This is a genomic window from Sphingobium scionense (assembly GCF_014197035.1).
GTDB classification, from domain to species: Bacteria; Pseudomonadota; Alphaproteobacteria; order Sphingomonadales; family Sphingomonadaceae; genus Sphingobium; species Sphingobium scionense.
Map to the genome: position 1 here is coordinate 65,174 of NZ_JACIEU010000016.1, position 24,843 is coordinate 90,016.

Here is a 24,843-nt window from a genome sequence, read left to right on the forward strand (position 1 = left end):
CGCCGACTACGGCCATCATTATCATCCCATCTTCCAGATGTCGGCGGCATATTCGCGGATCGTCCGGTCGGACGAGAACCAGCCCATGCGCGCGACATTGTGGATCGCCTTCTTCGCCCACAATGCCTGATCCTGCCAGATGCCATCGACCCGGCGCTGCGCAGCGGCATAGCTGTCGAAATCGGCCGCCACCATGAACCAGTCATGGTCGTAGATGCCCTGGATCAGATCCTTGTAGCGATTGGGGTCGTCGGGTGAAAAGACGCCGCTGGCAATGGCATTGAGCGCCTGGCTCAGTTCCCGGCTCTGCTCGATCGCCGCGCGCGGATCATAGCCCTCGGCGCGGCGCTGGTTCACCTCGGCAGCGGTCAGGCCGAAGATCATGATATTGTCCTCGCCGACATGGTCGCGCATTTCGACATTGGCGCCGTCCAGCGTACCGATGGTCAACGCACCATTGACCGCAAATTTCATGTTGCCGGTGCCCGACGCTTCCATGCCGGCGGTCGATATCTGTTCGCTGAGGTCCGCCGCCGGGATCATCATCTCGGCCATGGAGACATTATAGTTCGGCACGAACTGCACCTTCAGCAGCCCTTGCACCGACGGATCATGATTGATCGCGCGAGCGACATCGCCCGCCAGCTTTATGATCAGCTTGGCATTATGATAGCTGGGCGCCGCCTTGCCGCCGAACAGCTTCACCCGTGGCACCCAGTCCTTTTCCGGATGCGAGCGGATCTGGTCATAGAGCGCCACCGCCTCGATGATGTTGAGCAGTTGCCGCTTATATTCATGAATGCGCTTGATCTGGATGTCGAACAGCGCGTCGGCGTCGATCCGCGCATTGATCCGCTTGCGCAGCAAATCGGCCAGCGCGACCTTGTTGAAGCGCTTCACCGCCAGGAACCGCTCCTGGAAGGCAGTGTCGTCGGCGAAATTGTCAAGCTCGCGCAGCGCCTCGGCATCGTCCATGAAACGGTCGCCGATCGCCTCGCGGATCAGTTCGAACAGTCCATGATTGCACTGCATCAGCCAGCGGCGGAAGGTGACGCCATTGGTCTTGTTGTTGATCCGCGCCGGATAGAGCTTGTGCAGATCGGCAAAGACCGTGACCTTCATCAGGTCGGTATGCAGCGCCGACACGCCATTGACGCTGTGCGACCCAGCGAAAGCAAGGTTGCCCATCCGCACCCTCCGCTCACCCCCCTCGTCGATCAGCGAGATGGTGCCGATCGCATGATCGTCGAACTGGGCCGACTTGCGCGCCTCGGCGAGCAGCCGGCTGTTGACGGCATAGACGATCTGCATGTGCCGGGGCAGCAATCGCTCGAACAGGGGGACCGGCCAGCTTTCCAGCGCCTCGGGCAGCAAAGTGTGATTGGTGTAGCTGAAGGTCCGGCGGGTAATGTCCCAGCCCTCGTCGAAATCCAGCCCATGCTCGTCGAGCAGGATGCGCATCAGTTCCGCCACCGCCACCGCCGGATGGGTGTCGTTGAGCTGGATCGCCGCCTTGTCGGGCAGCGTCTGGATGCTGCCGAAATATTGGATATGCCGGCGGACGATGTCCTGCAGCGAGGCGGAGGAGAAGAAATATTCCTGCCGCAGCCGCAATTCCTGCCCCGCCGGCGAAGAGTCGGCGGGATAGAGGACGCGGGTCAGCGCCTCGGCCCGGTTGCTTTCGGACAGCGCACCCAGATGGTCGCCGGCATTGAACTTGTCGAGCAGGATCGGGTCGATCGGCTGTGCTTCCCACAGGCGCAGCGTGTTGACCCGCCTGCCGCGCCAGCCGGCGATCGGCGTGTCATAGGGGGTGGCGATCACCCGTTCGGCCGGGCGCCAGTTCATCTGGTGCGGCCCACAATCCTCGCACTCGGCCGGATCGACGCGCCCGCCAAAACCGACCTCGTAACTCGCCTCGCGCCGCTCGAACTCCCAGGGATTGCCATGCGCCAGCCAATTTTCCGGCAGTTCCACCTGCCAGCCGTCGCTGATCTCCTGCCGGAACATGCCGTTCACATAGCGAATGCCATAGCCATAGGCCGGGATGTCGACCGTCGCCATGCTCTCCATGAAGCAGGCGGCGAGGCGCCCGAGGCCACCATTGCCCAGCGCCGCATCGGGCTCCAGCGCGGCGATCAGGTCGAGGTCGACGCCGAGCGAGTCGAGCGCCGCCTGCAAATCGTCCAGCATTTCCATATTCGATGCCGCGTCGCGCATCAGCCGGCCGATCAGGAACTCCAGGCTCAGATAATAGACCCGGCGTCCCTGCTCCTCATAGGTCTTGTGGGTGGACTCGATCCATGCGTCGATCACCCGGTCGCGGATCGAAAGGATGACGGCGTGCAACCAGTCATGCGGCTTGGCCGCCTTGGCATCCTTGCCGATGCGATAGGTCAATCGCTCGACAATCTCATGGGCCAGAATCTGCGGATCAACCTGCCGGGGTGCCGGCTTGGGAAGCTGCGTCTCGCCCTTGAGATTCATGGCCGGGTTCCCCTTTATGAGTCACGGGGGATGATGGCACAGCGCGCTTCGCCATGCCAATCCATTTTTTTGCAGCGCAGCATGGACTTTTCCCGCTTCTTTCTGCGGGCTTGGCCTGCCTCAGCCCTGACGGCGTCGCGTGACGATCGCCGCCCCGATCCCGGCCCGCAGTTCGGCCCGCACCGGATGGGTGCTGGACGGCAGATGCTGGGTCATGAACAGGCCGATCAGCCGCTCGACCGGGTCGATGAAGAAATAGGTCGAAAACACCCCGCCCCAGTAAAATTGCTGGTTCGCCAGCGTCATCGCGAAACCCAGGCCGAAACCGACGCCGGCATAATCCGCTTCGCTGAACATCGCCTGCGACATGCTGGCAAGATCGCCGCCGCCGGGCAGATGATTGGTCCGCATCTGCGCCACCGTTTCGGGCAGCAACAGCCGCGTGCCATCCAGTTCGCCGCCGCGCAGCAGCATCCGGGCAAAGCGATGATAGTCGGCGGTGGAGGAAATCAGCCCGCCCCCGCCCGAACGGAAGCGCAGCTTGCGCCGCCAACTGGTGCGCGCGCCGCGATCCTTGAGCTTCAGCCGGTCATCCTCCAGTCGCCAGGCGTCGGTCAGACGGTCGATCCGGTCCGGCGGGATGGTGAAGAATGTGTCCTCCATGCCAAGCGGCGCAAAGATATGCTCGCGATAATGGCGCTCCAGATCCTGCCCCGACAGACGCTCGACGATCACGCCCAGCACATCGGTGGACACGCCGTAATTCCACCGATCCCCCGGTGAGAACTCCAGCGGCAAGCTTGCGAGGTCAGCGATGAACGCGTCCGACGACCGCTTCTGCTGAAACTCGTCCAGTCCCAGTTCGCGATAGCGTGCATCGATCGGCGTCTGGCGTTGCAGCCCATAGGTCAGGCCAGATGTATGGCGCAGCAGGTCGATCATCCGCATCGGGCGCGTCATCCGTCCACGCCCGTCCGCACCGACCCGCAGATCGGCAAATTCGGGCAGCACATCGGTCACCGGATCGTCCAGCGCCACCTGGCCCTGCTCGACTAGCCGCATGAAGGCGACGCTGGTGACCGGCTTGGTCATGGATGCGATGCGGAACAGCGCATCGGCCTGCAACGGCTCGCCGGTCGCCCGCGCCTGCCCACGGCTGACCGACAGCAACGGCACCTCGTCGCGCGACACCAGCATCTGCATGTGCGGCAATTTGCCGCTCTGCACATAGGTCCGGTCCAGATGATCGATCAGCGCATCCAGCCGGTCGGAATCCATTCCCGCCGCCTGTGCCGCCGCCGCATCCGTCACCTTCGCTATCGCCATGTCCGCTCCTGCCATAGGCGAACCGGGCTAGAGCAAGCCGCGCGTCAGGTAAATGATTTCAGGCCATGACCGGTCCATCGGTGCCTTGCCATTGCCAAGACCCCACCCCTGCCTCTATGGCAACCCGCCTGATCGCCAATACCGGACGCACCACAGGCATGGCCACGGGCCTTTCTGCTATCTTCTTCCAGAATCGCGCTGCTCTGCTGCGCTTCCTGCGCGCGCGCGGTGCGGGCGAGGATGCAGAAGATCTGCTGCAGGACATGTGGATGAAGCTGGAGGCCAAGGATCTGGGACCGGTCGCCGATCCCCTGCCCTATCTCTACCGCATGGCCAACAACCTCATGCTCGACCGCTATCGCTCCGCCACCCGGCGCGAACGGCGCGAGCAGGACTGGGCCGAAGGGGCCGGCGGGGTGATGGCCGACCCGAATGACGATCTGGCGGTGGACGAACGCATGATCCTCAATCAGCGGCTGGAACAGGCGCGGGGCATATTGGCCGATCTTGGCCCGCGCGTCGAACTGGTGTTCCGCCGCTTCCGCATAGAGGGGGTCGGCCAGCGGCTGATCGCGGAGGAATTGGGGGTCAGCCTGACCACGGTCGAGAAGGATCTGCAAAAGGCCTATCGCGCGATGCTTGCGCTCAAGCAAAGTCTGGATACGGAATGAGCGGATCGGCGGCGTCTGGCTCTTCAAGGGGCAAGAAATGAACAGGGCACAGGCCATGATGAACGAGGAGGCGCTCGGGTGGGTCATCCGCACGCGCGATCCCGAATTTGACGACTGGGACGCCTTCACCATCTGGCTGGAGGGCGATCCCGAGCGCGCGGCCGCCTATGATGTGCTGATGGCGGCGGACGCGGACCTGGCGGACATGGTTCCGGCAGAGCCCGTCGTCATGCCTGTCGCCGCCAATGACCCGGGCGTTCGTCGCCCGCTGCGCTGGATCGGCGGCGGCGCGATCGCCGCGGCGCTGGTTGCCGCGGTCTCGGTCGGCCTGCTCAGCCGCAGCGATATCTACAGCATCACCACCCGCCCCGGCGAAACCCGCAGCATCGCACTGGACGACGGCACCAGGATCGAACTGAACGGCGGCACCAGCCTGCGCCTCGACCGCAAGAATGCGCGCTTTGCCGCGCTCGACGCCGGCGAAGCCGCCTTCACCGTGCGCCATGACGCCGCCAATCCGTTCCGCGTGACCGTCGGCGACGCCGTGTTCGAGGATGCCGGCACCGTCTTCAACATCGTCCATAGCGGCGATGCGACGCGCATCGGCGTGTCCGAGGGCAAGGTGATCTACAATCCGCAGGCCGAAGCCATCGCGCTGCCCGCCGGCCGTGCGCTGAGCGACGGCGCCGAAGGGCTGCGCGTGATGGACGTCGCGCCGCAGGCCGTCGCCAGTTGGCGCCAGGGCCAGCTTATCTACGCCAACGCGCCCGTCGGCGACGTGACGCAGGACATCGCCCGCTCGCTGGGCGTAACTCTGGCCGCGACGCCCGGTGCTCGCGCCATGCGCTTTACCGGCACGATCCGGCTGGAACGGGATCCGTCCCGCTTCTTCGCTGCTGCCGCGCCCCTGATGGGGCTGTCTGCCATCCGACAGGGGAATGGATGGCTGCTGAAGGAAGGGGATGGGTCGCAGAACTGACGTCCTTTTCGTCACCGCCTTCGCCATAGCGGCCGCATCGCCCGCGCGAGCGGCGGACAGACAATCGATCGACCTCGCCCCGGGACGCCTGGGCGAGGCGGTGGTGGCGCTCGGCCGTCAAACCGGCGCCAGCATCGGCATGTCGGACCAGTCGCTGGCCGGCATCGCCACCCCCGCGATCAAGGGCCGCCTGTCGACCGCGGGCGCCCTTTCCCAGTTGCTGCGCGGCAGCGGCGCCAAGGCCAAGCAGATTGATGCCAGTACCTGGCGCATCGTGCGCGCCCGCAAGAGCGCCTCGCCTCCATCGCCCACGCCAGCCGCCGCCGTGCAGCTAGCGCCCGTTGCGCAGGAACCGCCGGCCGACATCATCGTCACCGCGTCCAAGCGCGACATTCCCCTGCCCCGCTATGCCGGCATGGTCGAAACCGTGACCGGCGGCCTGTTCGAAACCGCCGATGCGGCGCAGGGCACGGCCGCCCTCCTCTCGCGCGTTGCCAGCCTCAGTTCCACCCATGCCGGCGCCGGCCGCAACAAGCTGTTCATCCGCGCCATCGCCGATTCCGGCGTGGCCGGGCCGACCCAGGCGACAACCGGCCAATATCTGGGCGACATGCGCCTCAACTATGCCGCGCCCGACCCGGACCTGCGCCTCTATGATATCGGCGGGGTGGAGGTGCTGGAAGGGCCGCAGGGCACGCTCTATGGCGCGGGTTCGCTGGGCGGCATCATCCGCATCGGCCCCAACGCCCCCAATCTCGCGCAGTTCGGCGGCCAGATCTCGACCGGCGTGTCGGCGACCCAGCATGGCGATCCGGGCGGCGACCTGTCGGCCATCCTCAACCTGCCGATCGTGGCCGAAAAGGTGGCGCTGCGCGTCGTCGGCTATGGCGTGCAGGAAGGCGGCTATATCGACGATGTCCTGCGCGACAAGGATGACGTCAATCGCACCCGCACCTATGGCGGCCGCGCCATGCTGCGGATCGCGCCAGCGGACGACTGGACGATCGATCTCAGCACCGCCTACCAGCATATCGAGGGCGACGATGCCCAATATGCCAGCCATGACGTCGGCCGCCTGGAGCGCGCGTCCAGCGTCGCCCAGCCCTATCATTCCGACTATGTCCTGGCCAATGCCCGGATCGAGCATCAATGGGACGACCTGCGCCTCGTCTCCTCGACCGGCTATGTCCGCAACGTGCTGGCCGAAAGCTATGATGCGACCCAGCCGGGCGGCGCCCCAGCCCTGTTCCGCCAGCGCAACAAGATCGAACTTTTCTCGACCGAGAACCGGCTGGTCCGCGACCTCGACAATGGCCTGGGCTGGCTGCTGGGTGTTTCCTATCTGGAAAGCAGCTCGACCATCCAGCGGTCGCTGACCGGCTATGGCCCGATGAGCGCGCCGGCAATCGAGATCCTGCCCGGCGTTCCCATCTATGGCCGCGGCCAGGCGGCAACCGCGACCGGCGTGCGCAATCGGATCAAGGAAGCGACGCTGTTTGGCGAAGCCTCGTTCGAACCACTCCAGGGGCTGGTCGCCACCGTCGGCGGGCGCCTGACCAACAGCCGCCTCACCGGCGAGGCGATCGATCCGGTGGCGATGCTCTCAGCCGTGGCCGACCTTGCCCGTGCCGAGGCGCAGGCCGATCGCTCCGAAACCATCTTCCTCCCCTCCTTCTCGCTGCTCAGCGACGCGGTGAAGGGGCTCACCCTTTATGCCCGGTTCGAACAGGGCTTCCGCCCCGGCGGGCTGGCGGTCGATGACCAGCGCGCGCGCAGCTTCCGCAACGATCGCATCTCGACCATGGAACTGGGCTTTCGCAAGGGCGTGCCGGGCCGCGACACGGTCGCGCTCAGCGGCAATATCGCCTATACCGACTGGCGCGACATCCAGGCCGACGTCACCGACCGCATCGGCCTGCCGACCACCGCCAATATCGGCGACGGGCGCATCTATACGGTCGAGGGCCGGATCGTCGTCCGCCCGATCGCCCCGCTGACGCTGGACGGCTCGATCATCTATAATGACAGCCGCCTGACGCAACCGACCCAGTTCGTGCGCGCCCTTTCCTTTGATGGCCGATCGCTGACCCTGCCCAATGTCGCCAATCTGGGCGGCCGCATCGCCGCCGACTATCGCGCACTGCTGGGCGACGCCATGCGCCTGCATTTGTCCGCCTCGGCCCGCTATGTCGGCAAGTCGCGCCTGGGTGTCGGGCCGATACTGGGCCGGGAACAGGGCGATTATGTCGACACGACCCTGTCCGCCGCCGTGACGCGCGGACCGGTCGAACTGTCGCTGTCACTGACCAACATCCTCGACAGCGATGGCAATCGCTTCTCGCTCGGCACGCCGTTCGACCTGCGCACCGATTATTATACGCCGCTGCGTCCGCGCACCGTGCGCATCGGCCTGGATTTCGCCTTCTAAATCTCCTGCGTCGCATTTTCCCTGACGGGACCGGCACGGCGGCGGCGTCCCTCCCGCATGTACGCGCCCATCAAACGGCGCGGCATTCAGAGGAGATATCATGCGACATTTGCTGGCCTGCACGGCCATCGCCCCGGTTCTGGTGGCGCTAAGCGCGACCAACGCCGCGGCGGAAACCACGATCGGTTCATCCACCACCACCGCCGTCAAGACCTCCACTATCGCCTCGGGCGCGGCCGACGCGATCACGGTCAGTTCGGCGGGCAGCATCACGCTGACCAGCGGCACTGCGATCACGATGGACAGCAACAATGCTGTCAGCAATGCTGGCGGCCTGACCATCAACGACGCCGACAACGCGACCGGCATCCTGGTCAAGGCCGGCACCACCGGCAACATCACCAACAGCGGCACGATCACGCTGACAGAGGATTATACCGCCACCGACACGGACAGTGACGGCGACATTGACGGCACGTTCGCCAAAGGGACGAACCGCAATGGCATCCTGGTCGAATCCGGCGCGGCCCACACCGGCAATATCGACACCACCGGCACGATCTCGATCGAAGGCAACAACAGCGCCGGCATCCGCGTCAACTCGACCCTGATCGGCAATCTGTCGACCTATGGCACGATCGCCGTGACCGGCGACAACAGCTATGGCGTGGTCGCCAACGATATCGACGGCAATGCCACGATCCGCGGCGCGATCAGCACCAAGGGCGCGAACAGCACCGCCGTCGCCCTGCTCGGCGATGTCGATGGCGCGGTGAAGATCCAGGGCACGATCGTCAGCACCGGCTATCGCTCCACCACCCGGCCCAGCGATGTGACCAAGCTCGACGCCGACGACCTGCTGCAGGGCGGCCCCGCCCTTGTCATCGCCGGCAATGTCAGCGGCGGCATCGTGTTCGACGTTGCGCCGACCGCCAGCGATGATGACGACGACGATGACACCGACATCGATGATGACGGCCTGCTCGACAGCACCGAAACCACCGCCACGGTCATCAACTATGGCTCGGCGGCCGCGGTCCAGATCGGATCGGCCACGGCCGACACCAGCATCGGCGTGGTTCAGGGCGACAGTTCGGGCTATGGCGTGGTCGTGCGCGGCGCGATCGCTGGCTATGGCATTTATGACGGCGTCGACGCCAATGCGATGGTGATCGGCGGCCTGGGCGGCGATGTCGACATATCCAAGGGCGTGCTGGTCGCCGGATCGATCACTGCGATCTCCTATGACAGCAACGCCACCGCCCTGCGCCTGGGTTCGGGCGCCACCAGCGACGCGATCGAGATTTCGGGCACCGTCGCCGCTTCGGGCGCCGCGCTCGCCAACACCACGTCGCGCGGCCTGGTCATCGATGCCGGGGCACAGGTGAATTCGGTCAAGGTCAGCGGCACCGTCGCCGCGGTCGCCGCCGATGATGAAAAGGGCCGCGCGATCGCGATCCTGGATTCCTCGGGCACCGTCTCCAGCCTCGGCAACACCGGCACCATCTCGGCGACCGGGGGCCTGACCAACACCGCCATCGACCTCAGCGCCAACAGCAGCGGCGTGACGCTGACCCAGGCGCTCGCCTCCTCGACCGCGACCGCGCCCAGCATCATCGGCGACGTCAAGCTCGGCTCGGGCAATGACGTCATGACGGTGTCGGCTGGGCGGATCGTGGGCGATGTCAGCCTGGGCGCGGGCAATAACAGCCTGTCGCTCTCGGGCAGCTCGACCCTGACCGGCGATCTCAGCTATGCCGGCACCGGCGCCACCCTGACCCTGGCCGATACCGCCAGCGTCACCGGCGCGCTCGACTTTGGCGGCGCCAGCGGCACGATGACGCTGAACGGCACGTCCAGCTATACGGGCGCGATCAGCAACAGCGGCAACATGGCGCTGGTGCTGAACGGCGGCACGCTGGCTGCCAGCAACACCGGTTCGGTCGCGCTCGCCTCGCTCAGCGCGTCGTCGGGCTCGACCCTGGGCGTCACCATCAACGGCGCCGACGGCTCCAACACCGTCTATGACGTGGCCGGCGCCGCCAGCTTCGCCAGCGGCTCCAAGGTGAAGGTCGCGCTGACCCAGGTCGGCGGATCGGAAGGCGACTATGTCATCGTCCGCGCCGCTTCGCTGTCCGGCACCCCGGCGCTCGATAGCGCGACCCTGCTGCCCTATATGTTCAAGGGCAGCGTCGCCAGTGACACGACGACTGGCGACGTGACCCTGTCGATCGCCGCGAAGACCACGTCGGAACTGGGCCTGACCGGTTCGCTTTCAAGGGCCTATTCGGCGATCTTCAACGCGCTCGACAATGACAGCTCGATGGCGTCGGCCTATCTGGACGTGACCGACGGCAAGACGCTGAACGGCGCGCTGCGTCAGATGCTGCCCGAACATTCCGGCAGCACCTTCGAAGCCGTCACCGCCGGCTCGCGGGCGACCGCGCGCATCCTGTCCGATCCCAACGGCATCTATCGCACCAAGGACGGCAAGCTCGGCTTCTGGCTGCAGCAGGTGGCGTTCGGCAGTTCCAAGAGCATCGGTGACACCGCCTCCTACGACATCAACGGCTGGGGCGCGGGCGGCGGCGTCGAATATCTGACCGATCTTGGCGCCTTCGGTGGCTCCTTCGCCTATATCCATGGCCGGGACACCAGCGACAGCTCCAACAGCTCGGCGGATTCCGACCAGTTCGAACTGGCCGCCCACTGGCGCGGCAGCTGGGGTCCGCTCCAGGCCTTCGCGCGCGTTTCGGCGGCACATATCGACTTTGACGGCACCCGCAACTTCACCCTGGACGATGTCGTGCGCAAGGCGACCGGCGACTGGTCGGGCAAGCTCTATTCGGCCACGGCCGGAGCTTCCTACCAGCTCCAGTTCAACCGCTTCAGCCTGCGTCCGGGCGTGGGTATCGACTATTATCGCCTGAAGGAAGGCGGCTATAGCGAAAGCGGCGGTGGCGACGCGTTCAACCTGACGGTCGACGGCCGTACCAGCGACGAAATGACCGCCAACGGCACGATCGCCGCCGGCTATGATTTCGGCAGCCTCAATCGCGAGGATGGCTGGGCGCGGTTCGAACTGGAAGGCGGTCGCCGCCAGCTGATCGGCGGCTCGCTCGGCGACACGGTCGCCCATTTCAAGGATGGCGATGATTTCATCCTGGTCGCCGACAAGCGCACCAGCGGCTGGACCGGCCGGGCTCGCCTCTATGGCGGCACCGACACGTTCCGCGTCGGCGGTGAATTCGGTGCGGAAGAACAACAAAATCACGTCGCAATCTCATTCCGGGCGACGGTTAACTTCGTCCTGTGACGTCTGAATAAGGAATTGGCGGGCCACACCCCACAGACCCTCCCGGTCCGCCAGTTGCGCCACGGCATGATGTTCCTCCCCAAGGGACGCCAAGGCAAAAAAGAGGGGCGTCGCATGGGTTTCACCCGAGCGGCGCCCCTTTTTTTGCGAAATTCTGCTCGCCTTCCTTTCATTGACATCTTGCGGGCAGCATCCCCCCGTGCTGAATAAGTAGCGGGGAATCAGGCTCTTGGGCCTAAACGGGGGATGAATGGGGGGAATCTTTCGCCTATGCGCGACTTTTGTCGGCATATGGCTTCCAGCAATGTCGCTGGCTCATGCGCAGACCGAAACCGCACCGGCGGATACAGATCGTCAACAGCCATGCGAACTGCATGTCTGGCCGGGAAGCGGGCTGGGATCGGTCTATCATGGCTGGTTGCATGGCGGCATCGTCAATGGTGCCGTCCAGGGACGCGAGGGCTACAAGCCCATGAATGCCAATCCGCTTGCGACGGCCGAACAACGTACATTGCTCGCTTCGCTACCGCTGGCGTCATGGCTTGGCCTGCCTGACCATCGACTGGTCCTGCATGATGAATCGCTGGACAGCCGGACGATGCGCTCGACCGCTGGCCGCATCCGGCCGGACGGATCGATCTGCTACGCCGAATTCATGATCGACGACCTGATCTTTCAGGAGGATGTCGTCACCGGCCGCTATCTCAAGATATTGTTCCGGTTCCGCGATTTCGGATCGGAGCAAATCGCCAGACGCAGCTTCGGCACCTGGACGATGGCCAGGCTCACCCTGTTTCCGCCGCAAACGGCGGAGGCAGAGGATGCAGCCCTGACGGACCTCAAATCGGCGTTCCAACAGGATGTCGAGAAATTCGGGGAATATCTGCGTCGCCCGGTAAGGACACGTAACTAAACAGCTTTTATCACGACAATTGGGGGAAATGATTATGTTGAAGACCATTTGGGTTGGTCTGGCATCGCTGACGCTTGCCGGTGCCGCCCAGGCCCAGACGGCCGAGGCTCCGTCGCCAGCCTGCGAATTGCACATATGGCCGGCCGAACGCATGGCCTCCGTGACAACCGGCCTGCTTGGCGGCGGCTTGCTCGACGCCGCCCTGCACGCCGGCAAGGATGCCAGCAACAAGGCACAGATGGCCAGTGCGCTCGACAGCCCCAGCCAGGTTGATGCGCTCCAGTCGCTGGACCTGGCTACGTTGCTGGAACTGAAGCCGGGAACGGTCATCATCCGGCATGAAGCGCCGCTTGAACGCAAGACCATGAACAAGGTGAAGACGCGCCGGTCCGATTCCACCGCCGCCTGCTACTCCGAACTCATCACCGCAGATGTGTTGTATCACAAGGCGGCGATCTATGGCCGCTCGCTCAAGACATTGTTCATGGTTCGGGACTTCGGCAACGACCAGAAGATCGACTTCGAATATAAGGCCTGGGGCGGGAATGGCCTGTCGCTCTTCCCCGCAAAGGAAGGCGAGGACGCCGTGGCCGCGCTGGACGAACTGGTTGGCGTCTTCAAGAAGAATTTCGAGGAATATGCCAACAATGCCCGCAAATCCATGGCATTGAAGAAGAAGGCCTGATCGAAAAGGGGGAGCGGCCATCAGGCCGCTCCCCCTCAATCACGAAAGGCCATGGAGAATCGGCCTCAGCCGGCGAGCGCCTTCTTCACCAGTTCGTTGACGACCTGGGGATTGGCCTTGCCCTGCATCGCCTTCATCGTCTGGCCGACGAAGAAGCCGAACAAGGCTTCCTTGCCGCTGCGATATTGCTCGACCTTGTCGCCATTCTTGGCGAGGACATCGGCCACCGCGGCTTCGATCGCGCCTGTGTCTGAGGTCTGCTTCAGGCCCTTTTCCTCGACGATCTTGCCCGGCTTGTCGCCCGTTTCCAGCATGATCTCGAACACCTGCTTGGCGATCGTGCCGCTGATCGTGCCATCGGCTACGAGCGCCAGCAATTCAGCACCTTCCTCGGGGCTTACCGGGCTTTCTTCAAGGCTCTTGCCAATGCGGTTGAGCGCGCCATACAACTCCGACAGCAGCCAGTTGGCCGATGCCTTGGCGACCTCGCCCTCGCTCTTCTTCTGGATGCGCGCGCCTTCGGCCAGCAGCGCCTCGAACCAGCGCGCCGTGTCGGCGTCGGCGGTCAGGGTCGCGGCATTATAGGCGGACAGGCCCAGATCCTGCGCATAGCGGCGCAGCTTCGCGTCCGGCAGTTCGGGCAGCGACTGGCGGCATGCTTCCAGGAAAGCGTCGTCCAGTTCCAGCGGCAACAGGTCGGGATCAGGGAAGTAGCGATAGTCGTGCGCATCTTCCTTCGACCGCATCGAGCGGGTCTCGTTGCGATCCGGATCGTAAAGGCGCGTTTCCTGCACAATCTTGCCGCCGGCTTCCAGCACGTCGACCTGGCGGTTCGCCTCATGCTCGACCACGGCCATGACGAAGCGGACCGAGTTCACATTCTTGGTCTCGGTGCGGGTGCCGAACTCTTCGCCCGGACGACGCACGGAGACATTGACGTCGGCGCGCATCGAGCCCTGATCCATATTGCCGTCGCATGACCCGACATAGCGCAGGATCGTTCGCAGCTTCGAGAGATAAGCCCCTGCTTCGGCAGGCGAACGCATGTCCGGCTTCGACACGATTTCCATCAGCGCCACGCCCGACCGGTTGAGGTCGACATAGGAGCTGGTGGGATGCTGGTCGTGCATCAGCTTGCCGGCATCCTGCTCGACATGGATGCGCTCGACGCCGATCACCTTGGTGCTCGCCTCGGGGTTCTTCTCATCCAGGACGATCTCGATCTGCCCCTCGCCCACGATCGGGTGATAGAGCTGACTGATCTGATAGCCCTGCGGCAGATCCGCATAGAAATAATTCTTGCGGTCGAAGCGCGACCATTTGTTGATCTGCGCGTCGATCGCCATGCCGGTGCGCACCGCCTGGCGGATGCACTCGCGGTTGGGCACGGGCAGCATGCCGGGCATGGCCGCGTCGATCAGGCTGACCTGCGTGTTGGGTTCCGCGCCGAACGCCGTCGCGGCGCCGGAAAACAGCTTCGCGTTCGACGTCACCTGCGCATGGACTTCCAGGCCGATCACGACCTCCCACTCGCCGGTTGCGCCCTGGATGCGATAGGTTGATTCAGTCATCAGTCGTCCTTTGAAGGCGTGATCAACGGCACGCCGGGAAAATAGCTTTTGTAGAAACGCGGGTCACGCGTCAGGATTGTGGCGCCGGCGGCTTGGGCATGACCGCCAATGAAGAAATCGGCCAGGATAGATTTGGCGGCGCCCGGCTGCTTTCTACGGCGATGGACATCAAATGCCCGCCCCGCCAGAAATGCGCTTTCCGGCATCAATGGTTCGACACTGATGAGCATCGCAGCCAATATCACGCGCAAATCATCCAGCAATTCAAACCTTGACGCCATTTCGCCAACCACAACGGGGTTGACGAACAGATAAGCACCAAAAGCGGCTCGATCGATATTGCTGGCAGACCATTCAAACCATTTTGGATCTCGATCCAGAACATCGATAAGCACATTGGAATCGATGAGGATCACGGCTCGTAATTACCCCGTATCTCCCGCATATATTCGTCCGTGCTCATCCCGTCCGGGTTGGGATATTTTCCCGCGATTGCGTTAATAGCCTCGCGCACGCGCCGTACCCGTTCGGCGGATTCTTCCGGGCTGAAACCCAGAGGAGCGACCACCACCTGCCCGGCTTCATTGACAAGCACCTTATAGGGCTGCCCCGGAACAAGACCGGCCGCGTCCCGCATGGCCTTGGGGATCAGTATCTGCCCCTTGCTGGTCATGGTTCCGGTTTCGATCTTGCGCGGCGCGTTCATCGTCATATCTCCAGTGTTACCAAGGTAACACTTCGATCAGGCCATTACCACCACTTGTCCGGCCGCGCGGTGAAGCCGGCCCTTTCCTCGATGGCGAGGCTGGCGTTCAGCACGGTTTGCTCGTCCAGCGCCTTGCCGATCACCTGCAGGCCGATCGGCAGGCCGGCCGCATCCAGCCCGCCCGGAATCGCCATCGCCGGCAGCCCCGCCAGCGAGGCCGGCACGGTGAAGACGTCGTTCAGATACATGGCCAGCGGATCGGCCTGCTTCTCACCCAGCGCGAAGGACGCGCTCGGCGCTGTCGGCGTCAGCAGCAGGTCGCACTTCTCGAACGCCAGTTCGAAATCGCGCGCGATCAGCGCCCGCACCTTCTGCGCCTGGGTATAATAGGCGTCATAGAAGCCGGCCGACAGCACATAGGTGCCGATCATGATGCGGCGCTTCACTTCCGGGCCAAAGCCCGCGGCGCGGGTCGCGGCATACATGTCCTGCAGCCCTGCGCCATCGGGCAGGTCGCGCTGGCCGTAACGCACGCCGTCATAGCGGGCGAGGTTCGACGAGGCTTCGGCCGGCGCAATGATATAATAGGTCGGCAGCGCATATTGGGTATGCGGCAGCGACACTTCCACCACCTCGGCGCCGGCGTCCTTGAGCCATTCGATGCCGCGATCCCACATGGCGGAGATTTCTGCGTTCAGGCCATCGGGGCGATATTCCTTGGGAATACCGACCTTCTTGCCTTTCAGGTCGCTCGACAGATTGGCTTCCCACTGGGGCACGGCCAGATCGAGGCTGGTCGAATCCTTGGGGTCAAAGCCCGACATGGTTTCCAGCAGGATCGCATTGTCGCGCACGGTGCGCGCCATCGGCCCGGCCTGGTCCAGCGAACTGGCGAAGGCGACGATGCCGAAGCGCGAGCAGCGCCCATAGGTCGGCTTGATGCCGCTGATGCCGGTGAAGGCGGCGGGCTGGCGGATCGAGCCGCCGGTGTCGGTGCCGGTCGCCGCCGGGCAGAGCCGCGCGGAAATGGCCGAGGACGAGCCACCCGACGAGCCACCGGGCGCCAGCGCGGCATTACCGCCATCATTGCGGCGCCAGGGCGAGATCACACTGCCATAATAGCTGGTCTCGTTGGACGATCCCATGGCGAACTGGTCGAGGTTGAGCTTGCCCAGCATACCGGCGCCGGCGGCCCACAGCTTGCCGGACACGGTCGATTCATAGGTCGGCACGAAGCCTTCCAGCATGTGCGACGCTGCGGTGGTCTGCGTGCCTTCGGTGCAGAACAGGTCCTTCATGCCGATCGGCACGCCGGCCAGCGCGCCCAGCGTCTCGCCGGTGGCCTTGGCCTTGTCGGCGGCATCAGCCGCTGCCAGCGCCTTTTCGGGCGTTTCTACGATGAAGGCGTTCAGCGCCTTGGCGGCAGCGACATTGGCGTTGAAGCCCTCGGCCACTTCGCGCGCCGAAAAATCGCCCGCGCGGAAGCCGTCGCGGATTTCCGCGACCGTCAGATCAGTCAAATTGGTCATTATTCGATCACCTTGGGCACCGCAAAGAAGCCATGTTCGGCCTGCGGCGCGTTGGCCAATACCTTGTCACGCACATTGCCGTCCGTAATGACGTCATCGCGCAGCCGTTGATGGTTGGGGATGACGGCCGTCATCGGCTCTACGCCGGTCACGTCCACCTCGCCCAGCTGCTCCACCCAGCCAAGGATATTGTTGAGTTCGGGCACCATGGCTTCGGCTTCGGCGTCGGTCACCGAAATGCGCGAGAGGCTGGCGATCTTTTTCACGGTCTGAAGGTCTATCGACATGGGCCAAGCCGCTAGCACCCGCACCAGTCCGCTTCAAGTGTCCTGCTGCACCATCCGCCATCTTGCATGCCCCCATCTTGCATGACCGCTGCGCATGGGCCAGACAGGCCGCACGAAGGCGGGGCGATCCCCGCACAGGGATGGAGACGAGAGCAAGTGGCCCGCAAATTCCTCTATGTCGTCGCTGGCCTTATCGTGCTGGTACTTGCGATGCTGCTCGCCTACCGCGTCTGGGGCAGTCAGCTGATCCGTGCGGTGATGGTCCCGCGCGAGGCGTTCCAGCCGCTCCAGCCCCTGCCCGCCAACGCCTATGACGATCCAAAAATGTGGATCGCCCGCCCCGACCTGACCAAGGACAATCCCGCGCTCTGGACGCCGCAGGGCGCGGCAAAGCTCGCCCCACTGGAACAGACGGCGGCCATCTTCTTCATCCATCCGACCAGCTATGTGACACCGCTCGGCAATGCCCATTGGAATGCGCCGCTGGACGATGCGGAAAGCAATGCGACCGCGCGCCGCTTCGTGCTGAGCCAGGCCAGCGCCTTCAGCGCCGCCGGCAATGTCTGGGCACCGCGCTATCGCCAGGCCAATTATGGCGCCTTCCTCACCACCGGAGCGGAGGGCGACCAGGCGCTCACCGCCGCCTATCGCGACGTGGTGCAGGCTTTCGCCGCCTTCCTCAAGGCCAATCCCACCGGCCCGCTGATCCTGGCCGGCCACAGCCAGGGGTCACGCCACCTGCTACAACTGGTGCGCGAACAGGTAGCGGGCAAGCCGGTCGCCGACCGGGTCGCGGCCATCTATGCCGTGGGCTGGCCGATCTCGGTCGAGGCAGACCTGCCCGCATTGGGCTTCCCCGCCTGCGCCAGGCGCGACCAGTCGCACTGCATCGTCAGCTGGCAAAGCTATGCCGAGCCGGCCGATCCGTCCGCCGTGGTCGAAAGCTTCGAGCGCAAGCAGGGCCTCAATGGCCAGCCGCGCAAGGGCACGCACATGCTCTGCACCAATCCGATTACCGGCACCTTCAACGGCAATGCCCCCGCCAGCGCCAATATCGGCACGCTCGACGCCCGCGCCGCCGACAAGCCGGCCCATCTGGTCGCCGGTATCGTGCCTGCCCGCTGCGACACCAGCGGCGTGCTGATGATCGGCGAGCCGGTCGACATGGGGCCGTACACGCTGCCCGGCAATAATTATCACGTCTATGATTACAGCCTGTTCTGGGGCAATGTGCGCGATGACGCCCGCCAGCGACTGGCGGCCTTTACCAAGACGCACTAAACCTTGATCGCTGCAAGCCGAACCGGCTTGAAGCGTGAATCAAGGTCTAGAAACAAGGAAGAGAACCTGATTCACGTTATCGGCGGAAGCGCAACGCGCTTCCACCTCAAACGATCAGGTTCAGGGGACACATGAAACTTGTCACGACCGACCGCGCGCAATTTCGCGCAGCCCTGCCCGAGGGCGGCCGCCTGATCGGCATGGATGTGGGCACCAAGACGATCGGCCTGGCCCTGTGCGATGCCGAATGGTCGATCGCCAGCCCGGCCTACACCGTCAATCGCGGCAAGTTCAGCAAGGACAAGCCGGCGCTCGAAGCCTTCATGGCGCAGCAGCAGGTCAAGGGCATCGTCATCGGCCTGCCGCTCAATCTCGACGGCACCAACAGCCCGCGCAGCCAGGCCAGTCGCGCCTTTGCCCATAATGTCGCGGACATCGGCCTGCCGGTGCTGCTCTGGGACGAGCGCTGGTCGACCCAGGCGGTCACCCGCACCCTGCTGGAGGCCGACGCCAGCCGCGCCCGTCGCGACGAACTGGTCGACAAACTCGCCGCCAGCTACATCCTCCAGGGCGCGATCGACGGGCTGGTCGCCGGGCTGGAATAGCTGAAACCCGGCCTCAATGCAGCTTGAGGCGCGGGCGCACGAAGCGGTTGATATGGCTGACCAGGATCAGCGCCGGGCCGCGTATCTTGCCGTGAACGGCGAGCAGATGCATGCGATAGAGCGACATGTAGACGAAGCGGGCAAGCCGCCCCTCCACCGCCATGCGCCCGCCGACCAGCTTGCCCATCAGCGATCCGACCGTCGAATAGCGGCTGAGCGACACCAGCGAGCCATGATCCTTGTAGACAAAGGTCTTGAGCGGGCGATCGGCCATCAGCCGGCCGAGATTGGCGAACACCGTGTCGGCCATCTGATGCGCGGCCTGCGCGCGCGGCGGGATCGGCCGATCGGCGCCCTGTGGCGTGTAGGAGGCGCAATCGCCCATCGCGAAGACGCGGTCGTCGGCCAGGCTCTGGAGCGTCGGGCGCACGATCACCTGCCCGGCACGGGAGAGTTCCAGCCCATCAAGGCCATCGCGGATTGCCGCCGCCTTGACCCCGGCGGCCCAGACCTGAAGATCGGCGGGAATGAAGCCGCCATCCTTCGTTTCCATCCCCTGCGGCGTGGAGGCGGTGACGGCGACGTCGGCGCGCACCTTGACGCCCAACACCTCCAGTTCCTCCCGCGCGGCGTCGGCCAGCCGGTCGGGCAAGGCCGGCAGGATGCGCGGCCCGGCCTCCAGCAAGGTGACGTCGAGCCGCTGGCGATCGAACACCTCCAGCCCATAATAGCCCAGCGCATCGGCAGCATTATAGAGTTCGGCCGCCAGTTCGACCCCGGTGGCGCCACCGCCGACGATCGCGATCCGCACCCGCGCGTCCGACGCGGGATCGGCCGACATGGCGCGCGACACGCGCAGGCAATGGTCGAGCAACTGGTCGCGAAAGCTGTCGGCCTGCGCCCGGCTGTCGAGGAACAGGCAATTGTCGGCGACGCCCGGCGTTCCGAAATCATTGGTGACCGATCCATAGGCCAGCACCAGATAGTCGTAGCGGACCGAATGGGCGCTCACCACCTCGCGCCCCTTGGGATCGAACACCGGCGCGACATGGACCCGCCGCGCTGCCCGGTCGATGCCCTGCAGCGTGCCATAGAGATAGCGATAGCCCCAGCGGTGGCAGTGGCTGCGATAGCCGACCTCGTCCAGACTGGCGTCGAGCGATCCGGTCGCGACCTCGTGCAGCAGCGGTTTCCAGATGTGGGTGCGGTTGCGATCGATCAGGATGATGTCATGCCGCTTGCGGCCATAGCGGGCGCCCAGCTTGCGCGCGAGTTCGAGGCCGGCGGCACCGCCGCCGACGATGACGATCTGGGTCTTCTTGTCGGGGATCAAGCGCATTCCTCCTCGATCGGCTCGCCGGCGGATCGCGCTGCGGCGCGCCGGTTGTGCATTGCAATAGGCGGCCCGGCGTCGCAAAGCGAGGCGTGGACAAGCAGAATTTCACCGAGCGCAACCGGCGCGACATCGTCGCGATCGCCACCCGGCATTTCGCGGAAAAAGGCTATGCCGGCGCGCGGGTGGACGAGATCGCCGCCGCCACCGCGACCTCCAAGCGGATGATCTACTATCATTTCGGCAGCAAGGACGGGCTCTATCGCGCGGTCCTGACCGAAGCCTATCGCGGCATCAGATCGGCCGAACTGGAGGCCGAACTGGGCGACCTGCCGCCGCTTGCCGCGTTGGAGCGGCTGACCGCCCTTACCTTCGACTATCATTTCAACCATCCCGAACTGGTGCGGCTGGTGATGGACGAGAATATCCGGGGCGGCCCGCATGTCGGCGAGATTTCCGAAGGACATAACGAGATCGTCCTGCCCAAGACCCAGGCGCTGATCGATCGCGGCATGGCCGATGGCAGCTTCCGCGCCGGGCTGGACGCGGTCGACCTGCACATGACGATCAGCGCCCTCGCCTTCTACTTCGTGTCCAACCGCCACAGTTTCCACGCGATCTTCGGCGTCGACATGACCAGCGAGGCGGCGGCCGAGCGGCGCCGCGCGCAGGTGATCGACAATGTGCTGCGCTACTGCCGGGCCGATCCCTGAGGGGTGAGGCAAGGACATGGACCGGATCAGAACTGCATCTTGACCTGGCCGCCCAGCGCCAGCGCATCATTGGTGCGGCGGTAGGAAAAGGCACCGGGATCGAGAATATATTGCACGTCCGGCCGGATGCTGAGCCAGCGGCGCAACTGGATGCCATAGCTCATCTCGATCGCGGTCTCCCCCACCGGCAGCGCGGCATAGCCGCCGGGGATATCCTGCGCATCGGCGGCCACGCGACGCAGTCGCGGATTGACCTGCGCATGGACGATACCGATCGAGATGCTGTCGGCGTCCCGGCCGGCAAAGGTGCCCGTCTTGACCAGACCGGCGGCATACCAGTGGGTGATCTGGGCCGAAGCCTGCGGATTGGCAGTGAACTGGGCGAAGACGGAAAGGCCGCGATTGCCCGTCCCTTCGCGCAGGATCATCTGGTCCGCCAGCGCATAGACGCCATAGCGGCCACGCAACATGCCCTGCTCCCCGCGCCGGGCGGCGCGTGACGTGTCATAATAGGCGCCGATCTTGTAATGGCCCGGCAGCACATGGCTGCCCGGTGCGATGCCGGGATCATATTCCAGTTCCAGCGGCAGCAGCACGCCGGTCGTGCCGCCGGCAAAGGGCCGGAAGGCATTGTCGGGATCGTTGAGGCGGGGATTGACCTGATAGACGCCAGTGCGCAGCGCCAGATCCGGCCGGATGCGATAGCGCACCGCCGCGCCCCAGCGGGCATTGGGATAATTATACCAGCCGCTATTGCCCGATTCCGACAGCGGATGGGCGCAGAAGGCCGCATTGACGAAATTACAGCCCAGGATCATCCCGCCCAGATCATTGCCCATGGCGAAATAACCCAGCCTCAGGTTGAGCCGGCCATTGGCGATATTCTGTTCGTAGCTGAGTTCCGACAGACGGGTATAATTGCCGCCGGCCGCCTCCTGGATCGGCAGGCGATTGCCGACGATGTCGGAGGAGAGGCCGACACCGCGCCGATCGTTGATAGTGACATGCACGATGCCGCCGGACAGGCCGGCGATCCGGTCCATGTCGAAATCGAGGCTGGCGCGCAATTGCTGGGTATAGGCGCTGCCCTGCCGCTGGCCGCCATCGACCGCAGCGAAGGCTTCGCCGACATAGTCCGCGCGCACGGTGACGCCCGCCTGCTTCAGCCGCGTGCGCAACCCGCCCCAGTCGCCGGTCAGCGTCTCGCGCGGGGCCGCCGACACCTTCTTTTCGGGCGCGACTTCCTGCGCATGGGCACCCGCGACCGGCAGCAGGATCAGCAATGTCGCCAGGGTCAGGCGGGCATGGAGGTGAAGATAGTGGGCCAAAGCCCCTCCCTTCCGCGCGGCAAGGCTGCGCGCGGTGACATGATGGATGACGACAGACAGGCGGAGCGGCACCGGGCCGCTCCGCCCATGGTTCAGCGCAGCGTGTAGGCGATCACATAATCGCCCCGGTCAGGCGACTGGCGCGCGCCACCCGCCGTCACGACGACATATTGCTTGCCGCTTTTGGGCGACTTGTAGCTCATCGGCCCGCCCTGGCTGCCGACCGGCAGACGGGCCTTCCAGACTTCCGCGCCGGTCGCCGCATTGAAGGCGCGCAGGTAGAAGTCCTGCGTTCCCGCGATGAAGACCAGGCCGCCCTGCGTTGCCAGCGTACCGCCCAGCGTCGGCATGCCGATCGGGATCGGCAGGCCCATGCGGATGCCCATCGGCCCGGTGTCGCGCACCGTGCCCACCGGCACCTGCCATTTGATGGCGCGACTCTTGAGGTCGATCGCAGTGAGCGTGCCATAAGGCGGCGCCTGGCAGGGAATGCCCAGTGCCGACAGGAAGCGGTCCTTCACCACCGAATAGGGCGTGCCCTTCAGCGGAACGCTGCCCATGCCGGTATTGACCGCTTCGCCCGCGCTGCCCGACTGCCCCTTTTGCGCCGTCGTCTGCGGGAACATCTGCACCCACAGGCCAAGGCGCATGTCGTTGATGAAGATGGTGCCGCTGGTCGGGTCGGTCGAGATGCCGCCCCAGTTCATCCCACCCAGCGATCCGGGGAAGCTCAACGACTTGTCGGTGCCCGGCGCGGTGTAGAGCCCTTCATAGCGCATGCCCTTGAAGGCGATGCGGCAGAGCAGCTGGTCGAACGGAGTGGCGCCCCACATGTCCGCCTCGGCCAGCGGACCGACGCCGATCTGCGGCATGCCCAGCGACCTGGGCTGGGTCAGCGAATAGGGCTCGCCCGGAATGTTCGCCGGCTTGACCGGCACTTCCTTGACGTTGGTGAGCGGCTTGCCGGTGGCACGGTCGAGCACATAGACCTGCCCCGCCTTGGTGCCGAAGACGAGCGCGGGCACCTTGCGGGCTGTATCGACGGGGAAGTCGACGAAGCTCGGCTGCATCGGCAGGTCGAAGTCCCACAGGTCGTTATGGACCGTCTGGAAATGCCATTTTTCGCGGCCGGTGGTGGCGTCGAGCGCCAGCATCGACGCGCCATATGTATGATCGAGCGCGCTGCGGGTGACGCCATAGAGATCGACCGAGGCGCTGCCGACCGGCATGAACACGGTGTTCGATGCCGGATCATAGGACATGGCGGCCCAGACATTGGGGGTCGAGCGGGCATAGGTCTTGCCCGCCGGCGGGGTGCCGGTGATCGTCGGATTGCCCGGATCGAAGGCCCAGCGCAGCTTGCCCGTGATGACGTCGAAGCCGCGCATCACGCCGCCCGGCATGTCGACCTGGACATTGTCGGCGACGCGGCCGCCGACCACGACGGTCGTGCCGGCCAGCGTCGGCGCGGAGGTGAGCTGATATTGGGGATCGGGCGCATCGCCGAGCCCGGCCTTCAGGTCGACCCGGCCATTGGTGCCGAAATCGGCGCAATATTTGCCGGTGTCGGCATCTAGCGCAATCAGTTCGGCATTGATCGTGTTCATCAGGATGCGGCGCTGGCAGGCAGCGCCGGTCGGCACCGTCGCCACCGTTACCGGCGTCGCACCGGGCAGGCCGGGCTGCTGGATCGGCGCATGGGCGTCGAAATAGGCAAGGCCCCGGCAGCGCATCCAGACCGATGCCTTGGCATTGATCAGCGCCTTCCACTTCTCGCGCCCGGTATCGGCGTCGAGGGCGATAACATTGTTGTGCGGAGTACAGATGAACAGCGTGTCGCCGACCTGAAGCGGGGTATTCTGGTCCTCGGCGCCATTGCCATCGCTCTGCGCCACGTCGCCGGTGCGATAGGTCCAGGCGACCTTCAACCTGTCGACATTGTCGCGGGTGATCTGGTCAAGCGCGACGAAGCGGCTGCCGCCTGGCGTGTTGCCATAGGCGGTCCAGTCCTTCTGCTCGCCTGCCGGATCGACCGGCACCAGCGATGCCACCTGCCCGGCGAAGGGCACGGTCGGATGGACCATGAACATGCCGGCCGCGCCGGCGGCCGAGCCGAGGCCGACCAGCGCCGCCACCAGCAGCGCCGGCCGCCAGGCGGGTGCCGAACCATCCCGGCGCCGCAGCAACGGGTAGGACAAGGCGACCACGGTCGCGCCGACGCCGATTGCCAGCAGGCGGGAAATGAGCGGCCAGAAGCTGAAGCCGACCTCCCACAGCGCCCAGAAGATGGTCAACAGGAAGGTTGCGCCGAAGAGCAGGCCACCGCTGGTCTTGCGCAGGGCGATGAGGCCGCCCGCAAGGACCAGCGCGATGCCGGCGATCAGGAAATAGGGACTGCCGCCCAGGCTGACGAGCTTGCCGCCGCCGATGGCGAAAAAGAGGCCAGCGGCAAGGATCACCGCCCCCAACAGAAGCAGCCAACCGCGAACGAGCGGCTGGCCGTGCATTTTCGTGCCTGACACGCGGCACCTCCTTCATCTCTTATGGTCGTCGGAGAATGAAGTTCCGCAATGGGCGAGACGCTCAGTCACCGGATCGCCGCTATTCCGGCGCTATGTACCATTTAGTACACAACTGGCCGATTTGCAAGAACGCGCCGCCGCGACCCGCGTATGGAAAGATAAG

Annotated in this window: 19 protein-coding genes; 9 read left to right on the forward strand and 10 right to left on the reverse strand. The window is 64.9% G+C overall.

What is annotated here, in order from left to right; genetic code table 11:
• Positions 1–21: 21 nt before the first annotated feature.
• Both GGQ90_RS18580 and GGQ90_RS18585 read right to left on the reverse strand, forming a co-directional pair.
• Positions 22–2,487 carry a glycogen/starch/alpha-glucan phosphorylase gene (locus GGQ90_RS18580; RefSeq protein WP_188083470.1) on the reverse strand — a complete coding sequence of 822 codons (2,466 nt, stop codon included), beginning with the start codon at positions 2,485–2,487 and terminating at the stop codon, positions 22–24.
• 120 nt (positions 2,488–2,607) lie between these two features.
• Entirely contained in the window at positions 2,608–3,813 is a 1,206-nt protein-coding gene (locus tag GGQ90_RS18585) for a serine hydrolase domain-containing protein (RefSeq protein ID WP_188083471.1), read from the reverse strand.
• 158 nt (positions 3,814–3,971) lie between these two features.
• Between GGQ90_RS18585 and GGQ90_RS18590 the strand changes: the two genes are divergently transcribed.
• The 6 genes from GGQ90_RS18590 to GGQ90_RS18615 all read left to right on the forward strand — a co-directional run bounded on the left by GGQ90_RS18590 (position 3,972) and on the right by GGQ90_RS18615 (position 12,805).
• Entirely contained in the window at positions 3,972–4,484 is a 513-nt protein-coding gene (locus GGQ90_RS18590) for an RNA polymerase sigma factor (RefSeq protein WP_029547652.1), read from the forward strand.
• A 55-nt stretch (positions 4,485–4,539) separates the two neighbouring features.
• Positions 4,540–5,463, forward strand: a complete 924-nt coding sequence (locus GGQ90_RS18595) for a FecR family protein (protein ID WP_188083527.1) — start codon at positions 4,540–4,542, stop codon at positions 5,461–5,463.
• Positions 5,447–7,891 (forward strand): TonB-dependent receptor, encoded by a 2,445-nt coding sequence (locus GGQ90_RS18600; protein ID WP_188083472.1) that lies wholly within the window; start codon positions 5,447–5,449, stop codon positions 7,889–7,891. Before GGQ90_RS18595 ends, GGQ90_RS18600 begins: the two co-directional genes overlap by 17 nt.
• Positions 7,892–7,991: 100 nt before the next feature.
• Positions 7,992–11,207, forward strand: a complete 3,216-nt coding sequence (locus GGQ90_RS18605) for an autotransporter domain-containing protein (RefSeq protein WP_188083473.1) — start codon at positions 7,992–7,994, stop codon at positions 11,205–11,207.
• A gap of 304 nt (positions 11,208–11,511) precedes the next feature.
• The gene (locus GGQ90_RS18610; RefSeq protein ID WP_188083474.1) at positions 11,512–12,120 is read left to right on the forward strand and encodes a hypothetical protein; all 609 of its coding nucleotides are present in this window, start codon (positions 11,512–11,514) and stop codon (positions 12,118–12,120) included.
• A gap of 34 nt (positions 12,121–12,154) precedes the next feature.
• Positions 12,155–12,805, forward strand: a complete 651-nt coding sequence (locus GGQ90_RS18615) for a hypothetical protein (RefSeq protein ID WP_188083475.1) — start codon at positions 12,155–12,157, stop codon at positions 12,803–12,805.
• A 65-nt stretch (positions 12,806–12,870) separates the two neighbouring features.
• On the opposite strand, the gene gatB is transcribed toward GGQ90_RS18615, so the two are convergent.
• The 5 genes from gatB to gatC are packed head-to-tail and all read right to left on the reverse strand — an operon-like array spanning position 12,871 to position 16,898.
• Positions 12,871–14,376 carry an Asp-tRNA(Asn)/Glu-tRNA(Gln) amidotransferase subunit GatB gene (gene gatB / locus GGQ90_RS18620; RefSeq protein ID WP_188083476.1) on the reverse strand — a complete coding sequence of 502 codons (1,506 nt, stop codon included), beginning with the start codon at positions 14,374–14,376 and terminating at the stop codon, positions 12,871–12,873.
• The gene (locus tag GGQ90_RS18625; RefSeq protein WP_188083477.1) at positions 14,376–14,792 is read right to left on the reverse strand and encodes a PIN domain-containing protein; all 417 of its coding nucleotides are present in this window, start codon (positions 14,790–14,792) and stop codon (positions 14,376–14,378) included. Before GGQ90_RS18625 ends, gatB begins: the two co-directional genes overlap by 1 nt.
• The gene (locus tag GGQ90_RS18630) at positions 14,789–15,082 is read right to left on the reverse strand and encodes an AbrB/MazE/SpoVT family DNA-binding domain-containing protein (RefSeq protein ID WP_188083478.1); all 294 of its coding nucleotides are present in this window, start codon (positions 15,080–15,082) and stop codon (positions 14,789–14,791) included. The genes GGQ90_RS18625 and GGQ90_RS18630 overlap by 4 nt, the downstream gene beginning before the upstream one ends.
• 44 nt (positions 15,083–15,126) lie before the next feature.
• Positions 15,127–16,611 carry an Asp-tRNA(Asn)/Glu-tRNA(Gln) amidotransferase subunit GatA gene (gene gatA, locus GGQ90_RS18635; protein ID WP_188083479.1) on the reverse strand — a complete coding sequence of 495 codons (1,485 nt, stop codon included), beginning with the start codon at positions 16,609–16,611 and terminating at the stop codon, positions 15,127–15,129.
• On the reverse strand, positions 16,611–16,898 hold the full coding sequence (gatC, locus tag GGQ90_RS18640) for an Asp-tRNA(Asn)/Glu-tRNA(Gln) amidotransferase subunit GatC (protein ID WP_188083480.1): 288 nt from the start codon (positions 16,896–16,898) through the stop codon (positions 16,611–16,613). Before gatC ends, gatA begins: the two co-directional genes overlap by 1 nt.
• A gap of 156 nt (positions 16,899–17,054) precedes the next feature.
• Between gatC and GGQ90_RS18645 the strand changes: the two genes are divergently transcribed.
• Complete coding sequence (locus GGQ90_RS18645; RefSeq protein ID WP_188083481.1) at positions 17,055–18,179, forward strand: DUF3089 domain-containing protein; 1,125 nt, start codon at positions 17,055–17,057, stop codon at positions 18,177–18,179.
• A gap of 131 nt (positions 18,180–18,310) precedes the next feature.
• A complete protein-coding gene (gene ruvX / locus GGQ90_RS18650) occupies positions 18,311–18,784 on the forward strand; it encodes a Holliday junction resolvase RuvX (RefSeq protein ID WP_188083482.1) in 474 nt (157 codons plus the stop codon).
• A gap of 13 nt (positions 18,785–18,797) precedes the next feature.
• Here the strand turns inward: ruvX and GGQ90_RS18655 are convergent, their stop codons facing one another.
• The gene (locus GGQ90_RS18655; protein WP_188083483.1) at positions 18,798–20,123 is read right to left on the reverse strand and encodes an NAD(P)/FAD-dependent oxidoreductase; all 1,326 of its coding nucleotides are present in this window, start codon (positions 20,121–20,123) and stop codon (positions 18,798–18,800) included.
• A gap of 86 nt (positions 20,124–20,209) precedes the next feature.
• On the opposite strand from GGQ90_RS18655, the gene GGQ90_RS18660 reads away from it, so the two are divergent.
• Positions 20,210–20,830 carry a TetR family transcriptional regulator gene (locus tag GGQ90_RS18660; protein WP_188083484.1) on the forward strand — a complete coding sequence of 207 codons (621 nt, stop codon included), beginning with the start codon at positions 20,210–20,212 and terminating at the stop codon, positions 20,828–20,830.
• A 26-nt stretch (positions 20,831–20,856) separates the two neighbouring features.
• Here the strand turns inward: GGQ90_RS18660 and GGQ90_RS18665 are convergent, their stop codons facing one another.
• A complete protein-coding gene (locus GGQ90_RS18665) occupies positions 20,857–22,158 on the reverse strand; it encodes a carbohydrate porin (protein ID WP_188083528.1) in 1,302 nt (433 codons plus the stop codon).
• Positions 22,159–22,250: 92 nt separating this feature from the next.
• Positions 22,251–24,665, reverse strand: coding sequence for a membrane-bound PQQ-dependent dehydrogenase, glucose/quinate/shikimate family (locus GGQ90_RS18670; protein WP_188083529.1), 2,415 nt, complete (start codon positions 24,663–24,665; stop codon positions 22,251–22,253).
• Positions 24,666–24,843: the final 178 nt, after the last annotated feature.

Excerpts from the sequence above, each read along its gene's own strand:
- GGQ90_RS18670 (WP_188083529.1), bottom strand. The coding sequence starts at position 24,665 with ATGCACGGCCAGCCGCTCGTTCGCGGTTGGCTGCTTCTGTTGGGGGCG.
- GGQ90_RS18580 (WP_188083470.1), bottom strand. The coding sequence starts at position 2,487 with ATGAATCTCAAGGGCGAGACGCAGCTTCCCAAGCCGGCACCCCGGCAG.
- GGQ90_RS18585 (WP_188083471.1), bottom strand. The coding sequence starts at position 3,813 with ATGGCGATAGCGAAGGTGACGGATGCGGCGGCGGCACAGGCGGCGGGA.
- GGQ90_RS18610 (WP_188083474.1), top strand. The coding sequence starts at position 11,512 with ATGTCGCTGGCTCATGCGCAGACCGAAACCGCACCGGCGGATACAGAT.
- GGQ90_RS18600 (WP_188083472.1), top strand. The coding sequence starts at position 5,447 with ATGGGTCGCAGAACTGACGTCCTTTTCGTCACCGCCTTCGCCATAGCG.
- ruvX (WP_188083482.1), top strand. The coding sequence starts at position 18,311 with ATGAAACTTGTCACGACCGACCGCGCGCAATTTCGCGCAGCCCTGCCC.
- GGQ90_RS18595 (WP_188083527.1), top strand. The coding sequence starts at position 4,540 with ATGATGAACGAGGAGGCGCTCGGGTGGGTCATCCGCACGCGCGATCCC.
- GGQ90_RS18630 (WP_188083478.1), bottom strand. The coding sequence starts at position 15,082 with ATGAACGCGCCGCGCAAGATCGAAACCGGAACCATGACCAGCAAGGGG.
- GGQ90_RS18605 (WP_188083473.1), top strand. The coding sequence starts at position 7,992 with ATGCGACATTTGCTGGCCTGCACGGCCATCGCCCCGGTTCTGGTGGCG.
- GGQ90_RS18590 (WP_029547652.1), top strand. The coding sequence starts at position 3,972 with ATGGCCACGGGCCTTTCTGCTATCTTCTTCCAGAATCGCGCTGCTCTG.
- gatB (WP_188083476.1), bottom strand. The coding sequence starts at position 14,376 with ATGACTGAATCAACCTATCGCATCCAGGGCGCAACCGGCGAGTGGGAG.
- gatA (WP_188083479.1), bottom strand. The coding sequence starts at position 16,611 with ATGACCAATTTGACTGATCTGACGGTCGCGGAAATCCGCGACGGCTTC.
- gatC (WP_188083480.1), bottom strand. The coding sequence starts at position 16,898 with ATGTCGATAGACCTTCAGACCGTGAAAAAGATCGCCAGCCTCTCGCGC.
- GGQ90_RS18655 (WP_188083483.1), bottom strand. The coding sequence starts at position 20,123 with ATGCGCTTGATCCCCGACAAGAAGACCCAGATCGTCATCGTCGGCGGC.
- GGQ90_RS18615 (WP_188083475.1), top strand. The coding sequence starts at position 12,155 with ATGTTGAAGACCATTTGGGTTGGTCTGGCATCGCTGACGCTTGCCGGT.